Origin of the sequence: Kitasatospora mediocidica KCTC 9733 (assembly GCF_000744225.1) — a bacterium.
Classification (GTDB): Bacteria; Actinomycetota; Actinomycetes; order Streptomycetales; family Streptomycetaceae; genus Kitasatospora; species Kitasatospora mediocidica.
Genome location: NZ_JQLN01000007.1, coordinates 1467302 through 1492942 on the forward strand (window position 1 = coordinate 1467302; position 25641 = coordinate 1492942).

Annotated in this window: 19 protein-coding genes; 8 read left to right on the forward strand and 11 right to left on the reverse strand. The window is 71.7% G+C overall.

The window, feature by feature from the left end; genetic code table 11:
- Nucleotides 1-31: 31 nt before the first annotated feature.
- Both pspAB and BS80_RS36755 read left to right on the forward strand, forming a co-directional pair.
- A complete protein-coding gene (gene pspAB / locus BS80_RS36750; RefSeq protein WP_035806120.1) occupies nt 32-616 on the forward strand; it encodes a PspA-associated protein PspAB in 585 nt (194 codons plus the stop codon).
- Between the two features lie 44 nt (nt 617-660).
- Entirely contained in the window at nt 661-1488 is an 828-nt protein-coding gene (locus BS80_RS36755) for a DUF3097 domain-containing protein (protein ID WP_035806122.1), read from the forward strand.
- 7 nt (nt 1489-1495) lie between these two features.
- On the opposite strand, the gene BS80_RS36760 is transcribed toward BS80_RS36755, so the two are convergent.
- The 3 genes from BS80_RS36760 to BS80_RS36770 form a co-directional block, all read right to left on the reverse strand.
- Complete coding sequence (locus BS80_RS36760) at nt 1496-1939, reverse strand: Uma2 family endonuclease (protein ID WP_332262228.1); 444 nt, start codon at nt 1937-1939, stop codon at nt 1496-1498.
- A 154-nt stretch (nt 1940-2093) separates the two neighbouring features.
- Entirely contained in the window at nt 2094-3323 is a 1230-nt protein-coding gene (gene hemW, locus BS80_RS36765) for a radical SAM family heme chaperone HemW (RefSeq protein ID WP_035806124.1), read from the reverse strand.
- Between the two features lie 49 nt (nt 3324-3372).
- Nucleotides 3373-5286, reverse strand: coding sequence for an AMP-dependent synthetase/ligase (locus tag BS80_RS36770; RefSeq protein WP_035806126.1), 1914 nt, complete (start codon nt 5284-5286; stop codon nt 3373-3375).
- Between the two features lie 279 nt (nt 5287-5565).
- Here BS80_RS36770 and BS80_RS36775 point away from each other — a divergent pair, with 279 nt between their 5' ends.
- Together BS80_RS36775 and BS80_RS36780 are read left to right on the forward strand one after the other, a co-directional pair.
- On the forward strand, nt 5566-7299 hold the full coding sequence (locus tag BS80_RS36775) for an ABC transporter ATP-binding protein (RefSeq protein WP_035806128.1): 1734 nt from the start codon (nt 5566-5568) through the stop codon (nt 7297-7299).
- Nucleotides 7296-9302 (forward strand): ABC transporter ATP-binding protein, encoded by a 2007-nt coding sequence (locus tag BS80_RS36780; RefSeq protein ID WP_408607468.1) that lies wholly within the window; start codon nt 7296-7298, stop codon nt 9300-9302. The genes BS80_RS36775 and BS80_RS36780 overlap by 4 nt, the downstream gene beginning before the upstream one ends.
- A gap of 78 nt (nt 9303-9380) precedes the next feature.
- On the opposite strand, the gene lepA is transcribed toward BS80_RS36780, so the two are convergent.
- The gene (gene lepA, locus BS80_RS36785; protein WP_083975761.1) at nt 9381-11252 is read right to left on the reverse strand and encodes a translation elongation factor 4; all 1872 of its coding nucleotides are present in this window, start codon (nt 11250-11252) and stop codon (nt 9381-9383) included.
- Between the two features lie 188 nt (nt 11253-11440).
- On the opposite strand from lepA, the gene BS80_RS36790 reads away from it, so the two are divergent.
- The 3 genes from BS80_RS36790 to BS80_RS36800 all read left to right on the forward strand — a co-directional run bounded on the left by BS80_RS36790 (nt 11441) and on the right by BS80_RS36800 (nt 13148).
- Entirely contained in the window at nt 11441-11746 is a 306-nt protein-coding gene (locus BS80_RS36790) for an antibiotic biosynthesis monooxygenase family protein (protein WP_035806133.1), read from the forward strand.
- Nucleotides 11747-11877: 131 nt separating this feature from the next.
- Nucleotides 11878-12141 (forward strand): 30S ribosomal protein S20, encoded by a 264-nt coding sequence (gene rpsT / locus BS80_RS36795; protein WP_035806135.1) that lies wholly within the window; start codon nt 11878-11880, stop codon nt 12139-12141.
- 266 nt (nt 12142-12407) lie between these two features.
- The gene (locus tag BS80_RS36800; protein WP_157536787.1) at nt 12408-13148 is read left to right on the forward strand and encodes a hypothetical protein; all 741 of its coding nucleotides are present in this window, start codon (nt 12408-12410) and stop codon (nt 13146-13148) included.
- A 79-nt stretch (nt 13149-13227) separates the two neighbouring features.
- On the opposite strand, the gene holA is transcribed toward BS80_RS36800, so the two are convergent.
- The gene (gene holA / locus BS80_RS36805) at nt 13228-14223 is read right to left on the reverse strand and encodes a DNA polymerase III subunit delta (protein WP_035806139.1); all 996 of its coding nucleotides are present in this window, start codon (nt 14221-14223) and stop codon (nt 13228-13230) included.
- 61 nt (nt 14224-14284) lie between these two features.
- On the opposite strand from holA, the gene BS80_RS36810 reads away from it, so the two are divergent.
- Nucleotides 14285-14569 (forward strand): hypothetical protein, encoded by a 285-nt coding sequence (locus BS80_RS36810; protein WP_408607469.1) that lies wholly within the window; start codon nt 14285-14287, stop codon nt 14567-14569.
- Between the two features lie 78 nt (nt 14570-14647).
- Here the strand turns inward: BS80_RS36810 and BS80_RS36815 are convergent, their stop codons facing one another.
- From BS80_RS36815 to leuS, 6 genes are all read right to left on the reverse strand, one after another.
- Entirely contained in the window at nt 14648-15997 is a 1350-nt protein-coding gene (locus tag BS80_RS36815; protein WP_035806141.1) for an erythromycin esterase family protein, read from the reverse strand.
- Entirely contained in the window at nt 15879-19265 is a 3387-nt protein-coding gene (locus BS80_RS40100) for a ComEC/Rec2 family competence protein (RefSeq protein ID WP_232246782.1), read from the reverse strand. Before BS80_RS40100 ends, BS80_RS36815 begins: the two co-directional genes overlap by 119 nt.
- A gap of 24 nt (nt 19266-19289) precedes the next feature.
- Nucleotides 19290-20522 carry a helix-hairpin-helix domain-containing protein gene (locus BS80_RS36825; RefSeq protein WP_232246783.1) on the reverse strand — a complete coding sequence of 411 codons (1233 nt, stop codon included), beginning with the start codon at nt 20520-20522 and terminating at the stop codon, nt 19290-19292.
- A 103-nt stretch (nt 20523-20625) separates the two neighbouring features.
- Complete coding sequence (locus tag BS80_RS36830) at nt 20626-21471, reverse strand: DegV family protein (protein ID WP_035806143.1); 846 nt, start codon at nt 21469-21471, stop codon at nt 20626-20628.
- Between the two features lie 92 nt (nt 21472-21563).
- Nucleotides 21564-22358, reverse strand: coding sequence for a hypothetical protein (locus BS80_RS36835; protein ID WP_035806145.1), 795 nt, complete (start codon nt 22356-22358; stop codon nt 21564-21566).
- A gap of 257 nt (nt 22359-22615) precedes the next feature.
- On the reverse strand, nt 22616-25498 hold the full coding sequence (leuS, locus tag BS80_RS36840; RefSeq protein ID WP_035806147.1) for a leucine--tRNA ligase: 2883 nt from the start codon (nt 25496-25498) through the stop codon (nt 22616-22618).
- Nucleotides 25499-25641: the final 143 nt, after the last annotated feature.

Here is a 25641-nt window from a genome sequence, read left to right on the forward strand (position 1 = left end):
CCTCACACAGCCCTTGCGGAAGGAACGACCCGTGGGATTCCTGGATGCGCTGCTCGGTCGCAGCAAGCCGGTCCGGCCCGACCTCGACCAGCTCTTCGGCGTGCCCTCGGCCGCGCTGACCCTGGAGGCGGCCGTCGGCTTCAAGCCCACCGGCCTCGGCTCGGTCTGCTTCGCCGCCGTCGAGGGTGGCGCGTTCGGCGAGGTGGAACGCCAGGTGCGGGCCCTGCTGGACGCCGACACCGCCAACGGCGGGGTGCCGGTGGAGGCCAGCCAGGACGAGTACGGCTACTCCTGGCTCCTCGCCCGGCACCTCCCCGAGGAGCTGCCGGAACTGGTCAACGACCTGCACGCGGTCAACAGCGAGCTGGAGGCGAACGGCTTCGGGCCGCAGCTGCTCTGCTCGCTGGTCGGGTTCCGCAACGAGGCCGGGCAGTCGCTGGCCCTGGTCTACCTCTACAAGCGCGGGACGTTCTTCCCGTTCGCCCCGATGCCCGGCGGCGGCGAGCGCCGCAACAGCCCGCTGGAGCTCCAGGTGAAGGCGATGCTGGGCAACGACCTGCGAGTGGAGTCGGACCTCTCCCGCTGGTTCCCGGTCTGGGGCGCGCCCGGCCTCTGACGTGCCATCCGCTGACGGGGCGTGCGATTTCGTATAGTCCCTGGATGCGCAGCACTCACTACGGCCCCGACCTGACCCCGCCCTGGAAGCGGCAGCAGCCCGCGCCGGAGGTGCCGGCCGACCGCGACCTGGTGGTCGAGGAGGCCGCCACCGGCTTCTGCGGCGCGGTCGTGCGGTGCGAGAAGACGGCGCAGGGGGTGACCGTCACCCTGGAGGACCGGCACGGCAAACACCGGGTCTTCCCGCTCACCCCGCGCGGCTTCCTGCTGGAGGGGAAGACCGTGACGCTCGTCCGGCCCACCGTCGCCGCCCCAGCCCGGGGCCCGGCCCGCACCGCCTCCGGCTCGGTGGCCGTCCCCGGCGCGCGGGCCCGGATCGCCCGGGAGTCGCGGATCTACGTCGAGGGCCGGCACGACGCCGAGCTGGTGGAGCGGGTCTGGGGCGACGACCTGCGGATCGAGGGCGTCGTCGTCGAGTACCTGGAGGGGATCGACGACCTGCCCGCGATCGTCGCCGAGTTCGCCCCCGGCCCCGGGCGGCGGCTCGGCGTCCTGGTCGACCACCTGCTGCCCGGCACCAAGGAGCACCGGATCGCCGCCCGGGTCACCGGCGACGCGGTGCTGGTGGTCGGCCACCCGTTCATCGACATCTGGGCCGCGGTGAAACCCGCCAGCGTGGGCATCCCCGGCTGGCCGCAGGTGCCGCGCGGCGAGGAGTGGAAGGAGGGGATCTGCCGCCGCCTGGGCTGGCCGGTGGACACCCCCGCCGCCTGGAAGCGGATCCTCGCCTCGGTGAACTCCTACCGCGACCTCGACCCCGCCCTGCTCGGCCGGGTGGAGGAACTGATCGACTTCGTCAGCCCGACGGAGTGAGCCGGGCTCAGCTGTAGGTCTGGAAGTCCTCGGTGTCCAGCGTCAGCTCCAGCACGCCGACCGGCACCGGATCGCCGAACCGGCTGGTCCGCTCGGTCCGGTAGTCGGGCAGCCCCGAAGGGGTCGCGTCGCTGGGCTCGGTGAGCAGCACGCAGACACCTTCGACCGGGTCGACGATCAGGTAGGCCGGGATCGTCCCCTCCGCGTACATCAGCCGCTTGGTGCGGTGGACGCGGTCGACGCTGGCCTTGGAAACCACCTCGACGACCAGCGTCACGACGGGGGCGGGAATCAGGCGTCCCGGCCCCTCGACGGCTCCGCGCTCGTACACCGCGAGGTCGGGCTGAGGTTCGCTGGCCGCACCGGGGATGGCAATGTCCTGGGTTTGCGAACGATGCCAACGTGCGCGGGGGATCTGGTCCTGGATCGACTCGATGATCCAGTTGTGGATCCGGTCGGGCCCCGGCCATCACCACAATTTCACCCCTGATGAGTTCAGCCTTGAATCCCTCAGGCACCTCAAGGGCTTCGAAGATCCCTCTCACCCGGCCATCCACGGCGGTCATCACAGCTCCCTCGGACGGCTGCTTTTTCCTTAACGACGGTCAGTCCACCAGGTCACGCACAACCGCGTCCGCCAGCAGGCGCCCGCGCAGGGTCAGGGCGGCGCGGCCGTCGGCGTAGGCGTCCTGGTCCAGCAGGCCGTCGGCGAGGGCGCGGGCGGCGGCGCGCAGGCCCTGGGGGGCGAGCAGGGTGAGCGGGCAGCCCTCGACCAGGCGCAGCTCCAGGAGGATCCGCTCCACCCGGCGGTCCTCGTCGGGCAGGACCTCGCGGCCCAGCGCCGGGGTCCGCCCCTCCGCCAGCGCCTGCGCGTACGCGGCCGGGTGCTTGGCGTTCCACCACCGCACGCCGCCGACGTGGCTGTGCGCGCCGGGGCCGGCGCCCCACCAGTCGGCGCCGGTCCAGTACAGCTCGTTGTGGCGGCAGCGGCCGGCCTCGCTGGTGGCCCAGTTGGAGACCTCGTACCAGGAGTAGCCGGCCGCGGCCAAGGCCTGCTCGGCGATCAGATAGCGGTCGGCGTGCACGTCGTCGTCGACCATCGGCAACTCACCGCGCTTGATCCGGGCGGCCAGTTTGGTGCCGTCCTCGACGATCAGCGAGTAGGCGGAGACGTGGTCGGGGCCGGCGCCGATGGCGGCGTCCAGCGAGGCCCGCCAGTCGTCGTCGGACTCCCCCGGGGTGCCGTAGATCAGGTCGAGGTTGACGTGGTCGAAGCCGGCCGCGCGGGCCTCGGCGACGCAGGCCTCGGGCCGGCCCGGTGTGTGGTGGCGGTCCAGCAGCTGGAGCACGTGCGGGCGGGCGCTCTGCATGCCGAACGAGATCCGGTTGAAGCCGCCCTCACGCAGCTCGGCGAGGTAGGCCGGGTCGACCGACTCCGGGTTGGCCTCGGTGGTCACCTCGGCGTCCTCGGCGAGTCCGAACTCGGAGCGGATCGCCGCCAGCATCGCCACCAGGTCGCGGGCCGGCAGGAGGGTCGGCGTGCCGCCGCCGAGGAAGACCGTGCGCACCGGCAGGTCGGTGTCGCCCAGCACCCGGCGGGCCAGCCGGACCTCGCCGATCAGGTTCTCGGCGTACGTCTCCTGCGAGGCCACCGCCCCCGACGAGCGCAGCTCGGTGGCGGTGTAGGTGTTGAAGTCGCAGTAGCCGCAGCGGGTGGCGCAGTACGGCACGTGCAGGTAGAAGCCGAACGGCCGCTCGCCCAGCCCCGTCAGGGCGTGGGCGGGCAGGGAACCGTCGGACGGCACGGGTTCGCCGTCGGGGAGTGCGGAGGGCATGCCCCCATTGTCCGGTACGGCCGACGCCGGCCGTACCGGACCGCGGTGCTCACGCCTCGTTGGCGCCCGCGTACATCTCGGTGACCGCGTCGGCGTAGGTGCGCTCGACGACCGGCCGCTTGATCTTGAGGCTCGGGGTCAGCTCGCCGTGCTCGATGTCCAGGTCGCGCGGGAGGAGGGTGAACTTCTTGATCGTCTGCCAGCGCTGCAGGTCGCCGTTGAGCTTCTTCACGAAGCCCTCGATCAGCGTATGCACCTCCGGCGCGGCCACCACCTCGGCGTACGTCCCGGCGGTCAGGCCCTTCTCCGCCGCCCACGGCATGATCACCGTCTCGTCGAGCGAGATCAGCGCGGTGCAGAAGTTGCGGCCGTTGCCGATCACCAGGATGTTGCTGACGAACGGGCAGATCGCCTTGAACTTGCCCTCGACCTCGCTGGGCGCGACGTACTTGCCGCCCGAGGTCTTGAACATGTCCTTCTTGCGGTCGGTGATCCGGACGTAGCCGTCCTTGTCCAGCTCGCCGATGTCCCCGGTGTGGAACCAGCCGTCCGGCTCCAGCACCTCCGCGGTCTGCTCCGGCAGGTCGTGGTAGCCGCGCATCACGCCGGGGCCGCGCAGCAGGATCTCACCGTCCTCGGCGATCCGGACCTCGGTGCCGGGCAGCGGCGGGCCGCAGGTCCCGATCCGGACGTCCTCGGCGCGGTTGACGGTGGAGCCGGCACTGGTCTCGGTGAGCCCGTAGCCCTCCAGGATCGGCACGCCGGCGCCCAGGAAGAAGTAGCCGATCTCCGGGGTCAGCGCGGCGCTGCCGGACACCGAGCCGCGCAGCCGGCCGCCGAACGCGGCGCGGATCTTGGCATACACCAGCTTGTCGGCCACGGCGTGCTGGAGCTTGAGCGCGAACGGCGCGCTCTCCCTGCCGGTGGCGACGCGGCTGGCCTGGGTGGTGCGGGCGTACTCCCGGGCCACCTGGGCAGCCCAGAGGAAGATCTTGTACTTGGCCCCGCCCTCGGCTCTGGCCCGACCGGCGATGCCGTTGTAGACCTTCTCGAAGATCCGCGGCGCCGAGGCCATCAGGGTCGGGCGGATCACCGGCAGGTTGTGGATGATGCGGTCCACCCGGCCGTCCACCGCCATCACGTGGCCGGTGGCGATCTGGCCCGAGATCAGGGTCTTGCCGAAGACGTGCGACAGCGGCAGCCACATGAACTGCACGTCCTCCGAGCGCAGCAGCCCGCTCTCCTGCTGGGCCACCCCCTCGTACGCCCAGCAGTCGTGCACCAGGCGGACGCCCTTGGGGCGGCCGGTGGTACCGGAGGTGTAGATCAGCGTCGCCAGCTGCTCGGGGTCGAGCGCGGCCACCGCCCGGTCCACCGCGTCCGGGTGCTCCTTGAGGTAGCCGGCGCCGCGCTCCTCCAGCTCGGCCAGCGTGAGGATCTCCAGCCCGTCGACGGCGGGCCGCTCGGCGGGCGCGTCGAAGAGGATCACCTGGGCCAGCTCGGGCAGCTGGTCGTGCTGGGCGACCACCTTGGCCAGCTGGGCGGCGTTCTCGGCGAAGAGCGCCCTGCTGGCGGAGTTCGCGAGGATGAAGGCGGTCTCGTCGGCGTTGGTGCTCGGGTAGACGGTCGTGGTGGCCGAACCGGCACACATGTTGCCGAGGTCTGCGATGATCCACTCGACCCGGGTGGAGGAGGCGATCGCGACCCGGTCCTCGGCACGGACGCCGAGGGCCATCAGGCCGGCCGCCACGTTCCTGACCCGTACGGCCGTCTGTGCCCAGGTCAGAGAGCGCCACTGCTCGGCTCCGGGCGTGCTGTCCGCCGCGTGCTCGTCCACTGGTACGGGGAACCGGTAGGCCTCGGCGTTCGGGGTGGCCTCTACCCTGCTGAGGAAGAGGTGTGCCACCGAGGCCGGGCGGGCGGAAATCTTGTCGGAGCCGATAACGGATTGCGCAGAACTCAACGAGACCTCCGGGGGACCAGGTGGCCGAGGGCGAAGTCGAGCGGAGGTGAGGGAGGGCCGCCCGACGGGCTTGTTAACTGGCTGGTAACTAGACAGCCGCCAGCCTAGGGGGTACGAGGCCGTTACGTAAGAGGGGTGAGGTGTCTGGCACGACACGCCCATCCCAGTGCAGTGGACAGCGCGACGCCGACCGCCGGAACACGGTAATCCCGTCCGGTTGTCGGTCGGAAGACCGAAAATAGGGATGCGAATCCCCCTGCCGACAATGAGAGTGTCCGAGTGCTGATCCGACTTCTCAGGGCCCACCTCAGGCCCTACACCAAACCGATCATCCTGCTGGTCCTCCTCCAGCTCATCGCAACCATCGGAAACCTCTACCTTCCGACGCTCAATGCCGACATCATCGACAAGGGTGTACTCGCCGGCAACACCGACTACATCATGCGCACCGGCGGGGTGATGATCGCCGTCACCCTCGCGCAGGCCGCCTGCTCGATCGGCGCGGTCTACTACGGCGCCCGCACCGCGATGGCGATCGGCCGGGACATCCGGGCCACCGTCTTCGACCGGGTACAGAGCTTCTCCGCCCGCGAGTTGGGCCAGTTCGGCGCCCCTTCGCTGATCACCCGCACCACCAACGACGTCCAGCAGGTCCAGATGCTGACGCTGATGACCTTCACCCTGATGGTGGCCGCACCGATCATGTGCGTCGGCGGCATCGTGATGGCGCTCAACCAGGACGTCCCGCTCTCCAGCCTGCTGATCGTCGTGGTGCCGGTGCTCGGTGTCATCGTGACCGTGCTGGTGGGCCGGCTGCGCCCGCAGTTCCGCAGCATGCAGAAGAAGATCGACCAGGTGAACCGGATCCTGCGTGAGCAGATCACCGGTATCCGGGTGATCCGGGCCTTCGTCAAGGACGGCCACGAGCAGGCCCGGTTCGGCGGGGCCAACGACGAGCTGACCGACGTCTCGCTGCGGGTCGGCCGCCTGCTCGCCCTGATGTTCCCGTCCGTGATGATGGTCGTGAACATCTCCAGCGTCGCGGTGCTCTGGTTCGGCGCGCACCGGATCGCCAGCGGCGGGATGCAGGTCGGCGCCCTGACGGCGTTCCTCTCCTACCTGCTGCAGATCCTGATGAGCGTCATGATGGCCACCTTCATGTTCATGATGGTGCCGCGCGCCGAGGTCTGCGCCGAGCGGATCATGGAGGTGCTCTCCACCGACTCCAGCGTGGTCCCGCCGACCGCTCCGGTCACCGAGATGCGCGACCACGGCACGCTGGAGCTGCGCGGTGTCGAGTTCCGCTTCCCGGGCGCCGAGTCGCCCGTGCTGCGCGGCATCGACGTCGACGCGCGGCCCGGCCAGACCACCGCCGTCATCGGCAGCACCGGCAGCGGCAAGAGCACCCTGCTCGGCCTGATCCCGCGGCTCTTCGACGCGACCGGCGGCGAGGTGCTGGTGAACGGCGTGAACGTCCGCGAGCTGGCACCCGCGCTGCTCGCCGAGACCGTCGGCCTGGTGCCGCAGAAGCCGTACCTGTTCTCCGGCACGGTGGCCAGCAACCTGCGCTACGGACGGCCGGACGCCAGTGACGAGGAGCTCTGGCGGGCGCTGGAGACCGCGCAGGCCAAGGACTTCGTCGAGGAGCTGGACGGCGGCCTGGAGGCCTCGATCGCCCAGGGCGGCAGCAACGTCTCGGGCGGTCAGCGCCAGCGGCTGGCGATCGCGCGGGCCCTGGTCCGCCGCCCGCAGGTCTACCTCTTCGACGACTCGTTCTCGGCGCTCGACTACGCGACCGACGCCCGGCTCCGCAAGGCGCTGGCCCGGGAGACCGCCGAGGCCACGGTGTTGATCGTGGCCCAGCGGGTGAGCACCATCCGCGACGCCGACCGGATCATCGTCCTGGACGAGGGCGCGGTCGTCGGCAGCGGAACGCACCACGAGCTGATGGCCGACAACCCGACATACCGGGAGATCGTGCTCTCCCAGCTCACCGAGCAGGAGGCGGCGTGACCACCCCGAAGAACGCGACCACCGCGACCACCGCGAAACCCGCGGTGGTCAGTGGCTCCGCCGAGGCGGCCGCCCGCCGTGGCACGGGGGGCGCAGGCCGCTTCATGGGCGGCCAGGCGACCGAGAAGTCGATGGACTTCAAGGGCTCCGGCAAGCGGATGCTGGGCATGCTCGGTCGCGAGCGGACCGCGCTCAGCGGCGTCGTCGCGCTGGGCACGCTCAGCGTCGGCTGCGCGGTGATCGGGCCCAAGATCCTCGGCCATGCCACCGACCTGATCGTCAAGGGGTCGATCGGCGCGGGGTTCCCGCCCGGTCTGACGCACGACCAGGCGGTCGCGGCGGTCCGCCAGCACGCCGGCAACCATGCCGCCAGTGTGCTCAACGCCGTCCCCTTCACCCCGGGCCAGGGCATCGACTTCGGTGCCATCGGCACCGTCCTGCTCTGGGTGCTGGCCGTCTACGTCGCCTCCGGCATCTTCGGCATCGTGCAGGGCCGCCTGGCGGCCGGCGCGATCAACCGGACGGTCAACCGGCTGCGCACCGACGTGGACACCAAGCTCTCCCGGCTGCCGCTGAGCTACTTCGACCGGCAGTCCCGCGGCGAGGTGCTCAGCCGGGTCACCAACGACATCGACAACATCGGCCAGTCCATGCAGCAGACCATGGGCCAGGTGGTGAACTCGCTGCTGACCATCGTCGGCGTGCTCGCCATGATGTTCTGGATCTCCTGGATACTCGCCCTCATCGCGCTGATCTCGGTGCCGATCTCGGTGGTCGTCGCGGCCCGGGTCGGCAAGCGGGCCCAGCCGCAGTTCGTCGCGCAGTGGAAGACCACCGGCAAGCTGAACGGCCACATCGAGGAGATGTACACCGGCCACTCGCTGGTGAAGGTCTTCGGCCGGGAGAAGGAGGCCGCCGAGATCTTCCGCCAGGAGAACGAGGCGCTCTACGCGGCAGGCTTCAAGGCGCAGTTCATCTCCGGGACGATCCAGCCCGCGATGATGCTGATCAGCAACCTCAACTACGTGCTGGTCGCGGTGGTCGGCGGCCTGCGGGTGGCCAGCGGCGCGCTCTCGATCGGTGACGTGCAGGCGTTCATCCAGTACTCGCGGCAGTTCAGCCAGCCGCTCACCCAGGTCGCCTCGATGGCCAACCTGGTGCAGTCCGGCGTCGCCTCGGCGGAGCGGGTCTTCGAGCTGCTGGACGCCGAGGAGCAGTCCGCCGACCCGCTGAGCCCCGAACGACCGGCCGAGCTGCGCGGGTTGGTCTCCTTCGAGGACGTGGCCTTCCGCTACGACCCGGAGAAGCCGCTGATCGAGGACCTGTCGCTGAAGGTCGAACCCGGCCACACGGTGGCGATCGTCGGCCCGACCGGGGCCGGCAAGACCACCATGGTCAACCTCCTGATGCGGTTCTACGAGGTCAGCGGCGGCCGGATCACCCTGGACGGGGTGGACATCGCCGCGATGTCCCGCGAGGAGCTGCGCTCGGGCATCGGCATGGTGCTCCAGGACACCTGGCTGTTCGGCGGGTCGATCGCCGACAACATCGCCTACGGGTCGGTCAACGCCACCCGTGAGCAGGTCGTCGAGGCGGCGAAGGCCGCGCACGTCGACCGGTTCGTCCGTACCCTGCCGGACGGCTACGACACGGTCATCGACGACGAGGGCACCGGGGTCAGCGCGGGCGAGAAGCAGCTGATCACGATCGCCCGGGCGTTCCTCGCCCAGCCCAGCATCCTGGTCCTGGACGAGGCCACCAGCTCGGTGGACACCCGTACCGAGGTGCTGATCCAGCGGGCCATGGCCACCCTGCGCACCGGCCGGACCAGCTTCGTCATCGCCCACCGGCTCTCCACCATCCGGGACGCCGACGTGATCCTGGTGATGGAGGCGGGCGCGATCGTCGAGCAGGGCTCGCACGACGACCTGATCGCCTCCGGCGGCGCCTACGCCAAGCTCTACCAGGCGCAGTTCGCCCAGGCTGTCGCCGAGACGGCCTGAACCACCGGCGCAGAACGGCGAAGGCCGCCACCCCGCGAACCTCGGGGTGGCGGCCTTCGCCGTTCTGCGGGCGCCGGGTTACTTCTTGGCGTCCTTGGGGCTGTCCGCGTCCGTCGACAGCGCGGCGATGAAGGCCTCCTGGGGGACCTCCACGCGGCCGACCATCTTCATCCGCTTCTTGCCCTCCTTCTGCTTCTCCAGCAGCTTCCGCTTACGGGAGATGTCACCGCCGTAGCACTTGGCGAGGACGTCCTTGCGGATCGCGCGGACCGTCTCACGGGCGATCACCCGCGAGCCGATGGCGGCCTGGATCGGCACCTCGAACTGCTGGCGCGGGATCAGCTTCTGCAGCTTGCCGGCCATCATGACGCCGTAGTTGTAGGCCTTGTCCTTGTGCACGATGGCGGAGAACGCGTCCACCGCGTCGCCGTGCAGCAGGATGTCGACCTTCACCAGCTCGGCGGTCTGCTCGCCGATCGGCTCGTAGTCGAAGGAGCCGTAGCCGCGGGTCTTGGACTTCAGCTGGTCGAAGAAGTCGAAGACGATCTCGGCGAGCGGCAGGGTGTAGCGCAGCTCCACCCGGTCCTCGGAGAGGTAGTCCATGCCCTGCATGTTGCCGCGACGGCCCTGGCAGAGCTCCATGACGGCGCCGACGAACTCGTTGGGCACCAGGATGGACCCGCGGACCACCGGCTCGTGCACCTCGGCGATCTTGCCGACGGGGAACTCGCTCGGGTTGGTGACGGTGTGCTCGCTGCCGTCCTCCATCACCACGCGGTAGACCACGTTGGGGGCGGTGGAGATCAGGTCGAGGTTGAACTCGCGCTCCAGCCGCTCCCGGACGATCTCCAGGTGCAGCAGCCCGAGGAACCCGCAGCGGTAGCCGAAGCCCAGCGCGACCGACGTCTCCGGCTCGAACACCAGGGCGGCGTCGTTGAGCTGGAGCTTGTCGAGGGCGTCGCGCAGCAGCGGGTAGTCGCTGCCGTCCAGCGGGTAGAGGCCGGAGAACACCATCGGACGCGGGTCCTTGTAGCCGCCCAGCGCCTCGGTCGCACCCTTGTGCATCGAGGTGATGGTGTCACCGACCTTGGACTGCCGGACGTCCTTCACACCGGTGATGATGTAGCCCACCTCGCCGACGCCGAGGCCGTCGGCGACCTTGGGCTCGGGCGAGATGACACCGATCTCCAGCAGCTCGTGCGTCGCGCCCGTGGACATCATCTGGATGCGCTCGCGCTTGGTGAGCTCGCCGTCCACCACACGGACGTAGGTGACCACGCCGCGGTAGGTGTCGTAGACCGAGTCGAAGATCATCGCGCGGGCCGGGGCGTCCTTGACGCCGACCGGCGCCGGGACCTTGGCGACCACGTGGTCCAGCAGGTCCTCGACACCCAGGCCGCTCTTGGCGCTGACCTTGAGGACGTCCTCGGGGTCGCAGCCGATGATGTGCGCGATCTCGGCGGCGTACTTCTCCGGCTGGGCGGCCGGAAGGTCGATCTTGTTGAGGACCGGGATGATCGTGAGGTTGTTCTCCAGCGCCAGGTACAGGTTGGCGAGGGTCTGCGCCTCGATGCCCTGCGCGGCGTCGACCACGAGGATGGTGCCCTCGCAGGCCGCCAGCGACCGGGAGACCTCGTAGGTGAAGTCGACGTGGCCGGGCGTGTCGATCATGTTCAGGATGTGGGTCTTGCCCACGTCGTCGCCGGTCTTCGGCGCCCACGGGAGGCGGACCGCCTGCGACTTGATGGTGATTCCGCGCTCGCGCTCGATGTCCATCCGGTCGAGGTACTGGGCACGCATCTGCCGCGGGTCGACGACGCCGGTGATCTGCAGCATGCGGTCGGCGAGGGTGGACTTGCCGTGGTCGATGTGGGCGATGATGCAGAAGTTGCGGATCAACGCCGGGTCGGTACGGCTGGGCTGTGGCACGTTCGTAGGGGTCGCGGGCACCTTGGTCCGATTCTCCGTTGCTCCGGGGGCCGGGTGCTCGCCCCGTCTTCGACAACAGAAGGAGCCGCTTCCCGGGGACCGGACGGTCTCGTCCGATCGACATGGCTGCCACCATCTTCCCACGAGCCCGCCCCGCGGCGGCGTCCAGCTCTTCCCCGCCCGTCGGCGGTCCCCGTAGGCTGCCGGTCATGATCTTGGAAAGTGCGCTGCTGGACGTACTGCCCGGCCAGGAGGACGACTTCCTCGCCGCCTTCGCCGAGGCCAAACCGCTCATCGCGGGCCGGGCCGGGTTCCGCGGGCTGGAACTGCGGCGCTGCCTGGACGAGGGGCGCGGCTCGCGCTTCCTGCTGCAGGTGCGGTGGGAGAAGCTGACCGACCACACCGAGGGGTTCCGCGGCTCCGCGGAGTACGAGCGGTGGCGCGAGCTGCTGCACCGCTTCTACGCGCCGTTCCCGGTGGTCGAGCACTACGGTGAACCGGTCCACCGCGCCTGACCGGTTTGGGGCGGGTGCGACGCCCCTGGTACCGTAGGTCGCTGCACCTCACCTCGGCATGCCCTCTCAGCAGGTTCGGGGTGGCGGGTGCATCCGAGTTCAGACCGAATAGACAAGACTGAGGCTCCTTCGTGGCGAACATCAAGTCCCAGATCAAGCGCAACAAGACCAACGAGAAGGCGCGCCTGCGCAACAAGGCCGTCAAGTCCTCGCTGAAGACCGCTGTGCGGAAGGCCCGCGAGGCCGCTGCCGCCGGTGACGTCGAGAAGGCCACCGTGCTGGCCCGTGCGGCCTCCAAGGCCCTCGACAAGGCCGTCAGCAAGGGTGTCATCCACAAGAACCAGGCCGCCAACAAGAAGTCGGCGATCACCAAGCGCGTCTCCGTCTCGGCCTGATCCACGCCTTATCCCCTCGGGGTGATTCCGGCCCTCTACCCGGAAGCCCGAGGCGCACGACACGTACCGCACGCGGCCTGCGTTCGCCACGCGGGTGCGGTGCACAGAACAGAGCGGCAGGCGCCGCGGCAGCCCCTTCGGGGGACGGCCGCGGCGCCTGTCGGCGTTCCGGGGGCGTTTCGGGGGACCGCAGGAGGCGGATATCGTCTGAGCCACGCTCCGTCCGGCCTCGTCACGCTCCGCTGCCGCCACCCCCTGGGACACCCATGTCGACGCCACACCAGACCACCCGCGGCTACGGCTTCCCGCAGCCGCCGCCCGCACCACCGACCGCGCCCGGTGGTGATCCAATGCCGGGCCTCAGCAGGAGCAGGCGGCTGCTGAGACGGTCGGCCTGGGGGTTCGCCGGGGCACTGTTCGCCTCGGCGGTCTGGACGGCCGCGCTGTGGGCCGTACCGTCGCTGGTCAACACGGCCTCGTCACCCCTGCGGGTGGGCAGCTACCGGACCACCGACGACCTCTGCAGCAAGGTGCCGTTCAACCGGTTCGGCCAGCTCTACCCAGTGGCCTCCGGCACGGCGTACCACTACTCGACCCACAACCCGGCGCTCGACGACATGTACTGCAGCCAGTACCTCAAGCACAGTGCCAACGACAGCGGCTACGTCACGCTGTCGATGGAGGTGCAGCTGCACCGGGCGGTGAGCGCGGCGCCCGAGTTCGAGGCCCAGCGCAGCGGGTTCGACCAGCGGAAGTTCCAGGTCAGCGACGTACCCAACCTGGGGGACGAGGCGTTCGTCGGCTACCTCGACGACCAGAGCGGGTCGGACCGGACCCGGCACTACCTGACCCAGACGCTCTACGTCCGGGACGGCGCGCTCACCTGCTACCTGAACTGGTCCGGCACCTACCAGGAGGGCAAGGACACCCCGCCGGACCGCGACGGCATCCGGCAGGCCCTGGTGATCGACACCCGCGACGCGCTGCGCGCGCTGGGCGGGCGCTGACGGCGCGGCGGGGGGTGGGCAGGCGGGGCCGGCGCGGCAGGGGGTGGGCAGGCGGGGCCGGGTAGGCGCGGCGGGTAGGTCAGTACTGGCGGGCTCCCGAGCGCGCGGCGCGGGCGACCGCGACGACCGCTCGCTCCAGCGCGTAGGCCGGGTCGTCGGAGCCGCCCTTGACGGCGGCGTCGGCCAGCGCGATGGCGGTCAGCGCGGTGGCGACGCCGTCACCGGTCCAGCCGCGCATCTGCTGACGCACCCGGTCCACCTTCCACGGCGGCATGCCCAGCTCGCGGGCCAGGTCGCCCGGGCGCATCGAACGGTCGGCGGTGGCCAGCCGGCCGATGCCGCGGACGCCGGCGGCCAGGGCGTAGGTGATGCCGGTCGGCGGCTGGCCCACGGCCAGCGCCCAGCGCAGCCGTTCCAGAGCCTCGGCGGCCCGGCCGGTCACCGCGAAGTCCGCCACCTCGAAGCCGGTCGCCTCGGCTCGGCCGCTGTAGTAGCGGGCGACCACCCGCTCGTCGATCGTCCCCTCGACGTCGGAGGTGAGCTGGCTGCAGGCGGCGGCCAGCTCGCGCAGATCGCCGCCGAGCGCGTCCAGCAGCGCCTGGCAGGCCTCGGGGCTGGCGGACCGGCCCAGGTTCTTGAACTCGCCACGGACGAAAGCGATCCGCTCCCCGGCCTTGGTCAGCTTCGGGCAGGCGACCTCGCGGCCGCCCGCCTTGCGGCCGGCGTCCAGCAGGCCCTTGCCCTTGACGCCTCCGGCATGGACCAGCACCATGATCACTTCCTCGACCGGGGAGTCGAGGTAGGCCTTGACCTCCTTGACCGAGTCGGCGCCGAGGTCCTGGGCGGCACGGATCACGATCACCTTGCGCTCGGCGAAGAGCGAGGGGGTGGTGAGCTCCGCGAGGCTGCCCGGCTGGAGGGCGCCCGGTGCGACGTCGCGGACATCGGTGTCGGGGTCGGCCGCGCGTGCCGCCGCCACCACCTGGGCGACCGCACGGTCGAGCAGCAGCTCCTCCTGGCCGACCGCGAGGGTCAGCGGGGCGAGCAGGTCATCGGGTGCACTCTTCCTGGCCATCGCAGACCAGCATCCCATGGGGCGCCGACAGGCCCGGCCCGCGAGCAGCCACAATGGAGCGGTGACCGACCATGACATCGATGACCGGCCCGTGACCACCGGGCGACAGCTGCTCGTCCTCGCCGACCGCGACGCGGCCGAGGCGGTGGCCGCCGACCTCAGCACCCGCTGCCCGGAGCTGGACACCCCCGAGCTCGTCCGCGACGCCCTCGCCGGCGAGGACGACGCCGAGGACGCCCAGTGGCTGGTGGTCCTGGAACCCCCGGCCGCCGGCTGGACGCACGACCTCCTGACAGCGCTCGACAGCGCCGTGGCCGACCAGGACGGCTGGCGCGAGGACGCCTGAGCGCGGACGCCTGCGCGCGGACGCCTGCGCGCGGACGCCTGCGCGAGACGGCGATGTCGGCGGTGGCCCCGGCGTGGTTCAGCGCAGCATGTCGGCCTCCCGTACGCGGTGGACGTGGATGAGGAGGTCGTAGGACGGGGCTATCGCGACGTTGTCGAGCGGGCAGGGGTATGCGGTGCCGATCTGGCGGGTGGGGCGGGCGGTGTCCAGCCAGGCGCGGGCCGCGGCCGGGGCACTGCGGGTGTCGAGGAAGTAGTCGGGGTAGCGGACCTGGTCGAGGACGTACTCGTTGCTGCCGGGCGCGGCCGCGTCCGCCGTGAACTTCACCCACGGGCCGTCCAGGCTCTTGTCCTGCGACAGGAAGGAGCCCTGGTCGAAGGTGGTCCCGATGGCGAGGTAGGCCTTGCCGAGCACGTCGCGCAGGAACGCGCCCTGCAGCTTCGGGTAGGTCTCGGGATCGGCGGTCACATACGCCACATGCTGGTCGTGGGCCGACAGCAGCATCCGGTGACCGGTGTGGCGCTGCCACCAGGCGATGTTGTCGGCCATCAGCTGGTCGCGGTAGAGCTCCGCGGCGCCCAGCGCCTTGGCGTCGCCGAAGTCGTAGGCGAGGAACGTGGCGGTCTGGGCGATGGACCGGGCGTGCTGCACCGTCCACTCGAACTCGTCTCCGCCCGCGCCCTGCTGGGCCTCCAGCAGGGCCAGGGCCTGCTGGGCGCCGGCCGCCAGCCGCTGCCGCTGCGGCAGTGGTCCGCCCATGTAGGCAATGGCGTCGTCGAGGGGACGCAGGCCGGTGTAGAGCTCGGTGAAGCGCGGCAGCAGCTGCGGGTAGTGCCGGCCGACGTAGCCCGTCACCCGCTCGAAGAAGTCGTCACCCACCCGGGGAGCACCGACGTCATCACCCATGAAGTGCACCCGGCGGCCGGGAGAGCATCGGTTGTGGTCCCGCATCCACTCGACCAGATGCAGGAACTCCTCGCGCTCGAAGGGCGATCCGCCCAGCGCCTCCTTCAGGATCTGTCGCGCATCGCCTCGCCCGCTCTGGACGTACTCGTCGATCAGCACCCCCGACGGCCAGCCGATCTCCAGGGCGAAGGTGGTGAAGCCCTTCTCGTCGACCAGATACCGGAAGACCCGCTCCTTCAGGGCGAAGAACTCGTGCGAACCGTGCGTGGCCTCCCCCAGGCCCACCACCGTGGCGGCGCCGATCATCGCCCCCAGGGGTCGCAGGTCAGTCGTGTCCGAGCCCGGTTCGGTCGACCGCAGCGGGTGGGCCGCCCGTTCGAGGGCGCGGACCGGGTCCCGGCGATCAGGCTTCGCCGGGGCCTTCTGGTCCGCGTAGGCCGGCGTGGGAGCCAGCAGCGCCCCCAGCGTGGCCGCGGCCGCCATCAGCAGCGGGCGTCGCCCTGTCGTCGTCTTCTCGGTCATACCGATCACTCCTCACGTCGAACGCCTGCGTAGGTGACCGCCTCGGCCCTGGTGCGGTCGTGGGACGCCCGCGAGGCCTGCTGCGGCCCGAGCCGACGGCACCCCCGGCCAGGGCGTGGTCCGCAACGTGGCGCCGGGCCAGGCGAGTTGCCGATGCCGATGGCTCCTGGTCAATCCCCAGCACATCACGCGGTCGGCGCCCTCCGATCCGAGCGCAGGACGAGATCGCGGATGGGACCGAGGTCCCCCCTGACGCCCGAACCAGGGCCCCGGGCCCGGTGCTTGGTCCACCGCGAGCACCGCGTTGCCGGGTTCGCAGGAGGGCCGCCACCGTGCCCGGGAGTTCGTCGGGGGCATCGGGTTCGTCGCGGGCTTCGGCGTCGTCGGGGGTGTCGGGGTGGGGGTGGACGAGGGCGCGCAGGGTGTGCGGGTCGTCGCCCAGGACGGCGATGTCGCCGGCGTGATCGGTGCGCAGGACGGTGGCTCCGAGGGCGCGCAGGCGGTCGAGTGTGCGGGCGGCGGGGTGTCCGTAGGGGTTGCCGCGGCCGACCGAGATGAGGGCCAGGCGCGGGTGCAGAGCCGTCGCGAGATCCCAGTCCTGGTTGGCCGAGCCGTGGTGGGCGACTTTGAGGACGTCCACCGGGCCCGGGCGGGCGCGCGTGAGCAGCGCCGCCTGGGCGGCCGGTTCCAGGTCGCCCAGAAGGGCGAAGCGCAGTCGGCCCGCCGTGACCAGCAACGAGACGCTGGCGTTGTTCGGGCCCGGGGTGTCGAACCCCAGCGGACCGGCCGGCCAGAGTACGTCCCACGACAGGCCCGGGCCCGCACTGCGGTGCTCCCCCGGTGTCGCCCGCAGCAGCGGCACGTGCGCCGCCGCGGCCCACCCCAGCACCCGGGCCTCCTCCCCCGGCGGCGCGTCCAGCGTCGTCGTCTCGATCGCCCCCACCGCGCGACCGCGCAGCACCCCGGGCAGGCCCTCACTGTGGTCGGCGTGGAAGTGGGTGAGTACCAGCAGAGCGACCCGGGTGATCCCGAGATCCCGCAGGCAGGCATCGGCGGCCGCCGGATCCGGACCGGTATCGACCACCACCGCGGTGTCCGGCGCCTCGTCACCGCCGCCCTGCACCGGCAGCACGAGCAGATCCCCCTGGCCGACGGAACACATGACAAGCCGCCAGCCGACCGGCGGCCAGCCTGTCGCCATCCGCACCAGCGGCGGTGGGCGCAACAGGAGCAGGAACACCGCGAGGACGAGGAGCGCGGGGACGAGCAGCCGTCGGCGCCGCGTGGGGCGTGGGGCGGAGGTTTGGAGGAGGGAGGCGGCCCGGTCGGGAGCGGTCGAGGCAGGGGTGAGCGGGCCGGGGGTGGGCGGGCCGGCGGTAGGCGGGCCGGCGGTAGGCGGGCTGAGGACGACGGGGGCGGGTGTGCCGGGGCCGGGCGTGCCGGGGCCGGGAGTGGCGGGGCCGGCGGGCGGGTGCCGGAAGAGCAGTGGCGCACCCGCGACGGCGGCCGCGATGGCGATCGCCAGGAGCACGACCCCGGGCCACCCAGGGGTCCAGGCGAGCTGGGCGCCGGGCACGGAGGAGCCGTAGCGGGCCACGGCGGCCAGCCACTGCGTAGGCACGCCCGCCAGGCCCGCCAGCAGATGTGCGGCGGCCATCGAGAACGGCGACGCCACCAGCGCCGCGAACCCGAGCAAGGTGGCCGGTGCGACGGCGAGTTCGGCCAGCAGGTTGCACGGGATGCCCACCAGGCTCACCCTCGGCGCCAGCAGGACCGTCGCCGGTGCGCACAGCGCCTGCGCGGCGGCGGCCGCGGCCACCGCACCGGCCAGGTGATGCGGCCAACCGCGCTCGTGCAGGATCACCGTCCACCGCCGACCCAGCGTCAGCAGACCCGCGGTGGCGAGGACCGAGAGCAGGAAGCCGTACGAGCGGGTCAGGAACGGGTCGGCCAACACCAGTGCCAGCACGGCCCCGGCCAGTGCGGGAACGGCCTGCCGTGGTCGACCGGTGGCGAGCGCCAGCAGACTGACCAACCCCGTCGCGGCCGCCCGGAGCACGCTGGGATCGGGGCGGCAGAGCGTCACGAAGGCCAGGGTGAGAGCCGCCCCGAGCAGCGCCGAGACGCGCAGCGGGACCCCCAACAGAGCCGCCAGGCCGCCGCGTTCGGCCGTACCGGCGCGGCCGGGAGCACCCAGCAGGACCGCCAGGACGATGGAGAGGTTAGCTCCACTGACCGCGGTCAGGTGGACCAGGTCGGTGACCTGGAAGGCCTCGTCCAACTCGTCCGGAACGGCGGAGGTGTCGCCGACGACCAGGCCTGGCAACAATGCCCGCGCGTCCGCCGGGAGTTGGTCGCAGGCCTGGCGCAGTCCGCTGCGCAACCGTCCGGCCAGCCGCTGGACGGCACTGGGTTGCGCCAGGACCCGGGGCGGCCCCTGGGCCAGCAGGGTGGCGCCGGTGTCGGCGCTCTGTCCGGACGGCGCCAGGACCCGGACTTCGGCGCCGACCCGGGCGGACGGCAGCAGGCCCTGCCAGGTCGCCACGTCCTGAGCGCGGACGATGACGGTGACGGGCGTCCGGGTCCGCGTCGCACCGGCGGGGACGGGCGGCGGGACGGGCGGTTGGCCGGGCGGCGGAACGCGCGGCTTGACGGGCGGCTGGCTGGGCGACTGGACGGGCGAGGCGAATGAGTCGGGTGCGGCCAGAGCAGCGGCCGCCACGGCGGGCGACACGGCGGGCGAGGGGACGGCTGAGCGGACGGTGACGCGGTCGGCGGTGGCGTCGACGGTGAGCAGGTCCTGGCCGGGACTGGAACCGCTCGCCCGCGAGGTGTGGCTGTGCGGGTCGCCCGTGACCGTCAGCTCCACCTCGACGGCGCGCTCGGTACGGCCGCCCGAGACGCCACCGGCTGCCCGGTCGACCGAGGCCGCGCGAGCCAACGCGGGGAGCGGTCCGCGGTGCAGGTCAGCGGTCTGCAGAACGGTACAGACCGTGGCTGCCGCACTGGTCAGCAGTACGGCCGCGACCAGGGCCAGCGCGGCCCCGCCGCCCGTCCGCCGGGAGTGACGGCGGCCGAACAGCAGGGCCGGCGCGACCGCGGCGACCAGTGCGGCCCCGCCCAGCAGCAACGGCGCGTAGCAGGAGTCGACGTCGAGCAGCAGGGCAGTGACGACCCAGGCCGCGAGCGTCGGCAGCAGCAGTCGGAGGTCCGATACGTCTCGACGGTGGGCTGACGGGTCATCAGTGCCTCGGACGGGCGGCGGCACCGCGACCACTCCTCTCGCTCGGGCTCACAGCGTGAGCAGCGGTTTGAGTTCGGCGAACTTCCGCTCGCCGATCCCATTGATCTGCCGGAGCTGCTCCAGGGAGCGAAAGCCGGCGTGGGAACTGCGGAAGTCGACGATGTGCTGGGCAAGAGCCGGGCCGATCCCCGGCAGAGCGTCGAGTTGCTCCCAGGTCGCGCGGTTCAGGCTGACCGGCGCTCGTGGGGCCGCAGTGGCGGCACGGGCGGAGGTCGGCGCCGGGGCGCCTACCAGGATCTGTTCGCCGTCGACCAGAATCCGGGCGAGGTTGAGCTCGTCGGTGTCCACCCCTGGCTGGGCACCCCCGGCGGCCCGGACCGCGTCGGCCACCCGGGAGCCGCCCGGCAGCGAGCGGAGCCCGGGGTTCGCGACCTTCCCCGCCACGTCGACCACCACGGCGGGGAGTTGCTGCAGCGAGGCGTCCGGCGGACCGTCCGCGACCACCGCCGGCACGGTGGCCGCCGCCGGCGCGAGCGGAAGCACCCCGGCAGGGGAACCGGCTGGGGAACCGGCGGAGGAACCAGCTGGGGAGCCGGCGGACTTCGGTGATCCGGCCGTGGTGGTGGAGGCCACCGGAACGGCGACCGGCTGCGGGCGCCCGAACCAGAAGTGCTGCACGGCGTAGGCCACCGCGAGCAGGAGCAGCACGCTGAGGCCGAGCACGGCTCTTCGGTCCACCCAGAGCAACGAGTGCAGGCAGGGCGGCAGGCGAGGCCGGAACCGGGAGCCCGGGCGGCGAGGGGAACCGGAGGGCGTGGAGGCAGAGCCGGAGCCGGTTGTGGAGTGGGTCCGGGGCGGGGGGATCAGCGCGGCGGTCGGCGGGGAGGGGGAGCCGTCGTCCGGCGTCGCGGCAGCGGGCTCTGAGCCGACGTCAGCCTCGGCTGGAGGTGCGGCAGCGGGGTCGGCTCGCCGGTGGTCACGGCGGCGCCCGTAACCGCGCGGCCAGTCCTCCGGCAGCTCATCGCCGGGCAGCCCGGTACTGAGCGAACCGGTGCCGAGCGGGCCGGCATCGGGCGGGCCGGCATCGAGTGCGCCGACGTCGGACGGCCAGGGCTTCGCCTCGGGCGGGCGGTCGGTGATCGGCTGGTCGGTCACCGCGAAGAGGTGGTTGATCCGGTGCCGGACCAGGTCGGCACGCTCCCGCTCCCTACGGCGGGCCAGCACCGGGTTCAGGCTCAGCGGGTTCGTCGGTCCTGGGGTACTGCGCATCGTGCTGCTCATGGGCACGACGGTAAGGACTGGAGAGCCCATCGGCAGGAACGGAAAATTTCCTGTGGAAAACCCCGGTCCTGTGGACAACGCCCTTCCCCCACATGGGCGCGTTTCAGCGCGGCGAGACGACCACAGCCAGCAGCCCCGGACCGACGTGCGCGCCGATCACCGCGCCCACCTCCCCCACGTACAGGTCGCGCAGCCCTGGCACCCGCTCCCGCAGGCGCTCCGCCAGCGGCTCCGCACGTTCCTCGGCGGCCAGGTGATGGACCGTGATGTCCACCTCCGCCTCTCCGGCCTGCTCGACCGCGATCTCCTCCAGCCGCGCGATCGCCCGGGACGCCGTGCGCACCTTCTCCAGCGGCTCGATCCGTCCGCCGGAGAGGTGGAGCAGCGGCTTCACCGCGAGCGCGGAGCCGAGCAGCGCGCGGGCCGCGCCGATCCGGCCGCCACGTCGCAGGTACTCCAGGGTGTCGACGTAGAAGAACCCGTGCGAGGCACCGGCCCGTCGTTCGGCCGCCGCGACGACCCCGTCGAGCTCCTGTCCGGCCGCGACGGCCTCGGCGGCAGCCAGGACGGCGTAGCCGAGCGCCATGCCGACCATCCGGCTGTCCACCACCCGCACCGGCAACTCGGCCTCGGCGGCAGCCAACCGGGCCGCCTCGCAGGTGCCGGACAGTTCGGCGGACAGGTGGACGGAGACGACGCCCTCGGCGCCGGCCTCCGCCGCCGCGCGGTAGGCGGCGGCGAAGGTCTCGGGACCGGGCCGCGAGGTGGTCACCCGGCGCTTGGCCCGCAGCGCCTCCGCGACGTCCTTCGGGGAGATCTCCACGCCCTCGACCAGAACCTCGTCGCCCACCACCACGCTCAGCGGGACCGTCGCGATCCGGTGCCGGTCAACGGCGTCCTGGGGCAGGTAGGCCGTGGAATCGGTGACAATCGCGAGGTGGGCGGGCATGAGCCGGAGGTTACTCCCCGAACGTCACCGAGGACAGCGGGGATCGAGCGGCACCCGAACAGCGCGCGAGCGCCGAGCTCAGCCTCTCCCGCTCAACCCGCCGAGGACCCGGGGCTGGGCTTGCGCAGACGCTGGGCGAACCGGGTCAGCGGTTCGGCCAGCCCGAGCACCTCCTCGGCACTCAACCGCCCGCCCCCCGAACCGATGCCCGGCACCGGAGCATCAGCAGCGGACCCGGACGAAGCGGAAGAGGCAGCCCCAGCAGCAGCCCGCGCTGACCCTGCCCCCGCACCCGACCCCGTACCCAACCCCGCACCCGACCCCGCACCCGCACCCGTGTCCCAGTGCCGCAGCGCACCCGCCTCGCTCTCGCAGTCCTGGCTGAGCCTGGCCAGCTCGTCCTCGGCGAAGCGGTGCATCCGGTCCTGCGCCGCCCACCGCATCGACTCGGCGGAGTGCGTGATCCGCCCCGCCCGCTCGCGCAGCTGCGGCAGCTTGGCGCTGACCCGGCTCGACTCGGGCTCACGCTCCAGCATGCGCAGCTCCCGGTCCAGCTCGGCCGCGTGCGCGTCCAGCCGCGCGAGCAGCTGCAGCGCCTCGGTGAGCTGCTCGTCCGCGCCCACTCCGCTCTCCAGCACCTCGCGGGTGCCCTGGAGCGCGGTGCGCAGCGAGAGCCGCACGCCGGCGATCTGCCCGGCGGCGCCCGGCTTGGTGTACGTCTTGGCCTTGAGCGTGACGTTCTCGACGGCCCGGCGGGCGTTGGCCTCGGTCCGTTCGACCGTGGCCGCCACCGCCCTGCCCGCCTTGACCGCCGCGACGATCAGGAGGGTCAGTATGCCGATCCCGAACAGCACGACCAGTGCGATCACTGCGCCGATCGCTTCCATGGGGGTTGCCGCCTTCCACGTGTGCCGAGGCTGTTCTCCGGGCCGGTCCCGCCGGTCCTGTCTCCGCTCCCCACGGTAGCCGCCCGGAGCCCCGCCGGGAGGGGATGCGGGGGCGCCGGGGCGGAGATCAGGGACAGCTCAGGGATGTCCCCGAGAGCCTGGCGCCCACCCACACCCCCGCACCCCCGCGCACCCCAAGCACGTCGAAGGCCGGCCCCCGGAAGCACCAGGGGCCGGCCTCGGCAGATCATGAACCGTCAGCCGGTGACGATGTTCACCAGCTTCGGCGCGCGGGCGATCACCTTACGGATCGGCGCGTCACCGACGGCGGCGATCACGGCCGGGTCGGCCAGCGCCAGCGCCTCCAGCTCGGTGTCCGAGATCGAGGGGGCCACCTCCAGGCGGGCCTTGACCTTGCCCTTGATCTGCACGACGCAGGTGACCGACTCGTCGACCACGTACACCGGGTCCGCGACGGGGTAGTCGGCGTACACCAGCGACTCGTCGTGGCCCAGCTTGCGCCACAGTTCCTCGGCGATGTGCGGAGCCAGCGGCGCGACCAGCAGGACCAGCTGCTCGGCCACGGCACGCGGCGTGCTGCCACGCTTGACCAGGTAGTTGTTCAGCTCGATGGCCTTGGCGACCGCCGTGTTGAAGCGCAGCCCGGACATGTCCGCGCGGATGCCGTCGATCGCCTTGTGCAGCGCGCGCAGCGTCGGCTCGTCGGCCGGCTCGTCGGTGACCACCAGCTCGCCGGTCGCCTCCGAGACGACGTTGCGCCACAGCCGCTGCAGGAAGCGGTACGAGCCGACCACCGCGCGGGTGTCCCACGGACGCGAGACGTCCAGCGGGCCCATCGCCATCTCGTACAGGCGCAGTGTGTCGGCGCCGTACTCCTCGCAGATGGTGTCGGGCGCCACCGCGTTCTTCAGCGACTTGCCCATCTTGCCGGCCTCGCGCTTGACCGCTTCGCCCTGCCAGAAGTAGCCGCCGTCGCGCTCCTCGATCTCGGCGGCCGGGACCGGGAAGCCGCGCTCGTCACGGTAGACGTCGGCGGTGATCATGCCCTGGTTGAACAGCTTGTGGAACGGCTCGACCGAGCTGACGTGGCCCAGGTCGTGCAGCACCTTGTGCCAGAAGCGCGCGTACAGCAGGTGCAGCACGGCGTGCTCGGCCCCGCCGACGTACAGGTCCACGCCGCCGACCGGCTTGGTCTCCGTCGGGCCCAGCCAGTACTGCTCGTTGGCCGGGTCGACGACGCGCTCGGCGTTGACCGGGTCGATGTAGCGCAGCTCGTACCAGCAGGAACCCGCCCAGTTGGGCATGGTGTTGGTCTCGCGGCGGTAGCTGCGGACGCCGTCGCCCAGGTCCAGTTCGACGTTGACCCAGGCCTCGTTGCGCGACAGCGGGGTCTTCGGCGAACTCGCCGCGTCGTACGGGTCGTAGGTGTGCGGCGAGTAGTCCTCCACCTCGGGGACCTCGACCGGCAGCATCGAATCGGGCAGCGCGTGCATCACGCCGTCCTCGTCGTAGACGATCGGGAACGGCTCGCCCCAGTACCGCTGCCGGCTGAACAGCCAGTCGCGCAGCCGGAAGTTGACGGTTCCCTCGCCGATCCCGCGCTCGGTCAGCCAGGCGGTGATCCGCGCCTTGGCGTCCGTCACGCTCAGACCGTCCAGCGAGACACCGGAGTTGGCCGAGTTGACGATGACCGAGTCGTAGGTGTCGAAGGCGTCGTCCCACGCCGAGGCGTCCTGGTCGCGGCCGTCGGTCGGCTCGACGACGCAGCGGATCGGCAGCGCGAAGGCGCGGGCGAAGGCGAAGTCGCGGTGGTCGTGCGCCGGGACGGCCATGATCGCGCCGGTGCCGTAGCCCATCAGGACGTAGTCGGCGATGAACACCGGCACGCTCTCGCCGCTGACCGGGTTGGTCGCGTACGCGCCGGTGAAGACGCCGGTCTTGACCTTGGCCTCGACCTGGCGCTCGACGTCCGACTTGGACGCCGCGACCGCGCGGTAGGCGGCCACCGCCTCGGCCGGGGTGCCGGCGCCGCCGGTCCACTCGGCCGGCACGTCGGCCGGCCAGGCGGCGGGGACGATCGAGTCGACCAGCTCGTGCTCGGGGGCCAGCACCATGTAGGTGGCGCCGAACAGGGTGTCGGGCCGGGTGGTGAAGACCGTGATGGCCGAGCCGTCGGCGACCGGGAAGTCGACCCGGGCGCCCTCGGAGCGACCGATCCAGTTGCGCTGCTGCAGCTTGATGGCCTCGGGCCAGTCCAGCGGGTCCAGGTCGGCGATCAGCCGGTCACCGTAGGCGGTGATCCGCATCATCCACTGGCGCAGCTTGGACTTGAAGACCGGGAAGTTGCCGCGCTCGGACCGGCCGTCGGCGGTGACCTCCTCGTTGGCCAGCACGGTGCCCAGCCCGGGGCACCAGTTGACCGGCACCTCCTTGGAGTACGCCAGGCGGTACTCCCCCAGCACCTCCTCGCGCTCCGCGCCGGACAGCTCGGACCAGCCGCGCCCGTCCGGGGTGGCCCGCTCGCCGCTCTCGAACTGGGCGACCAGCTCGGGGATCGGGCGCGCCGTGGCGGCCTCGGCGTCGTACCAGGAGTTGAAGATCTGCAGGAAGATCCACTGGGTCCAGCGGTAGTACTCCGGGTCGATCGTGGAGATCGACCGGCGCGAGTCGTGGCCCAGGCCCAGCCGGCGCAGCTGCGAGCGCATGTTGGCGATCGCGGCCTCGGTGGAGATCCGCGGGTGCTCACCGGTGGCCACCGCGTGCTGCTCGGCGGGCAGGCCGAAGGCGTCGTAGCCCAGCGTGTGCAGGACGTTGTGGCCGTTCATCCGCTGGTAGCGGGCGTAGACGTCGGTGGCGATGTAGCCCAGCGGGTGGCCGACGTGCAGGCCGGCGCCGGAGGGATACGGGAACATGTCCATGATGAAGCTGTGCGGCTTCGCGCTCACCTCGCCGGCGGCGGGGTCGGACAGCGGACCCACCGGGTTGGGGGCGTTGAACGTCCCCTCCTTCTCCCAGACGTCCTGCCACCGTGACTCGATGTCGGCGGCCAGGGTGGATGAGTATCGGAACGGCTCGGTGGCGGCCTCGGCCGCGCCGGAGGCAGGTGTCGTCTCGCTCATGGTCCTTCAAGCTCCATCGATGTCAGATAGCGAATCGTCAGCCGGGCTGGTCTGCCGGGAAGCTGCGGGGGAAACAAAAAAGCCCCTCGCAGGAGGGGACGCCACGCTGACTCCGGCGAGGCCCGAACGGGCGGCCGGTCCTG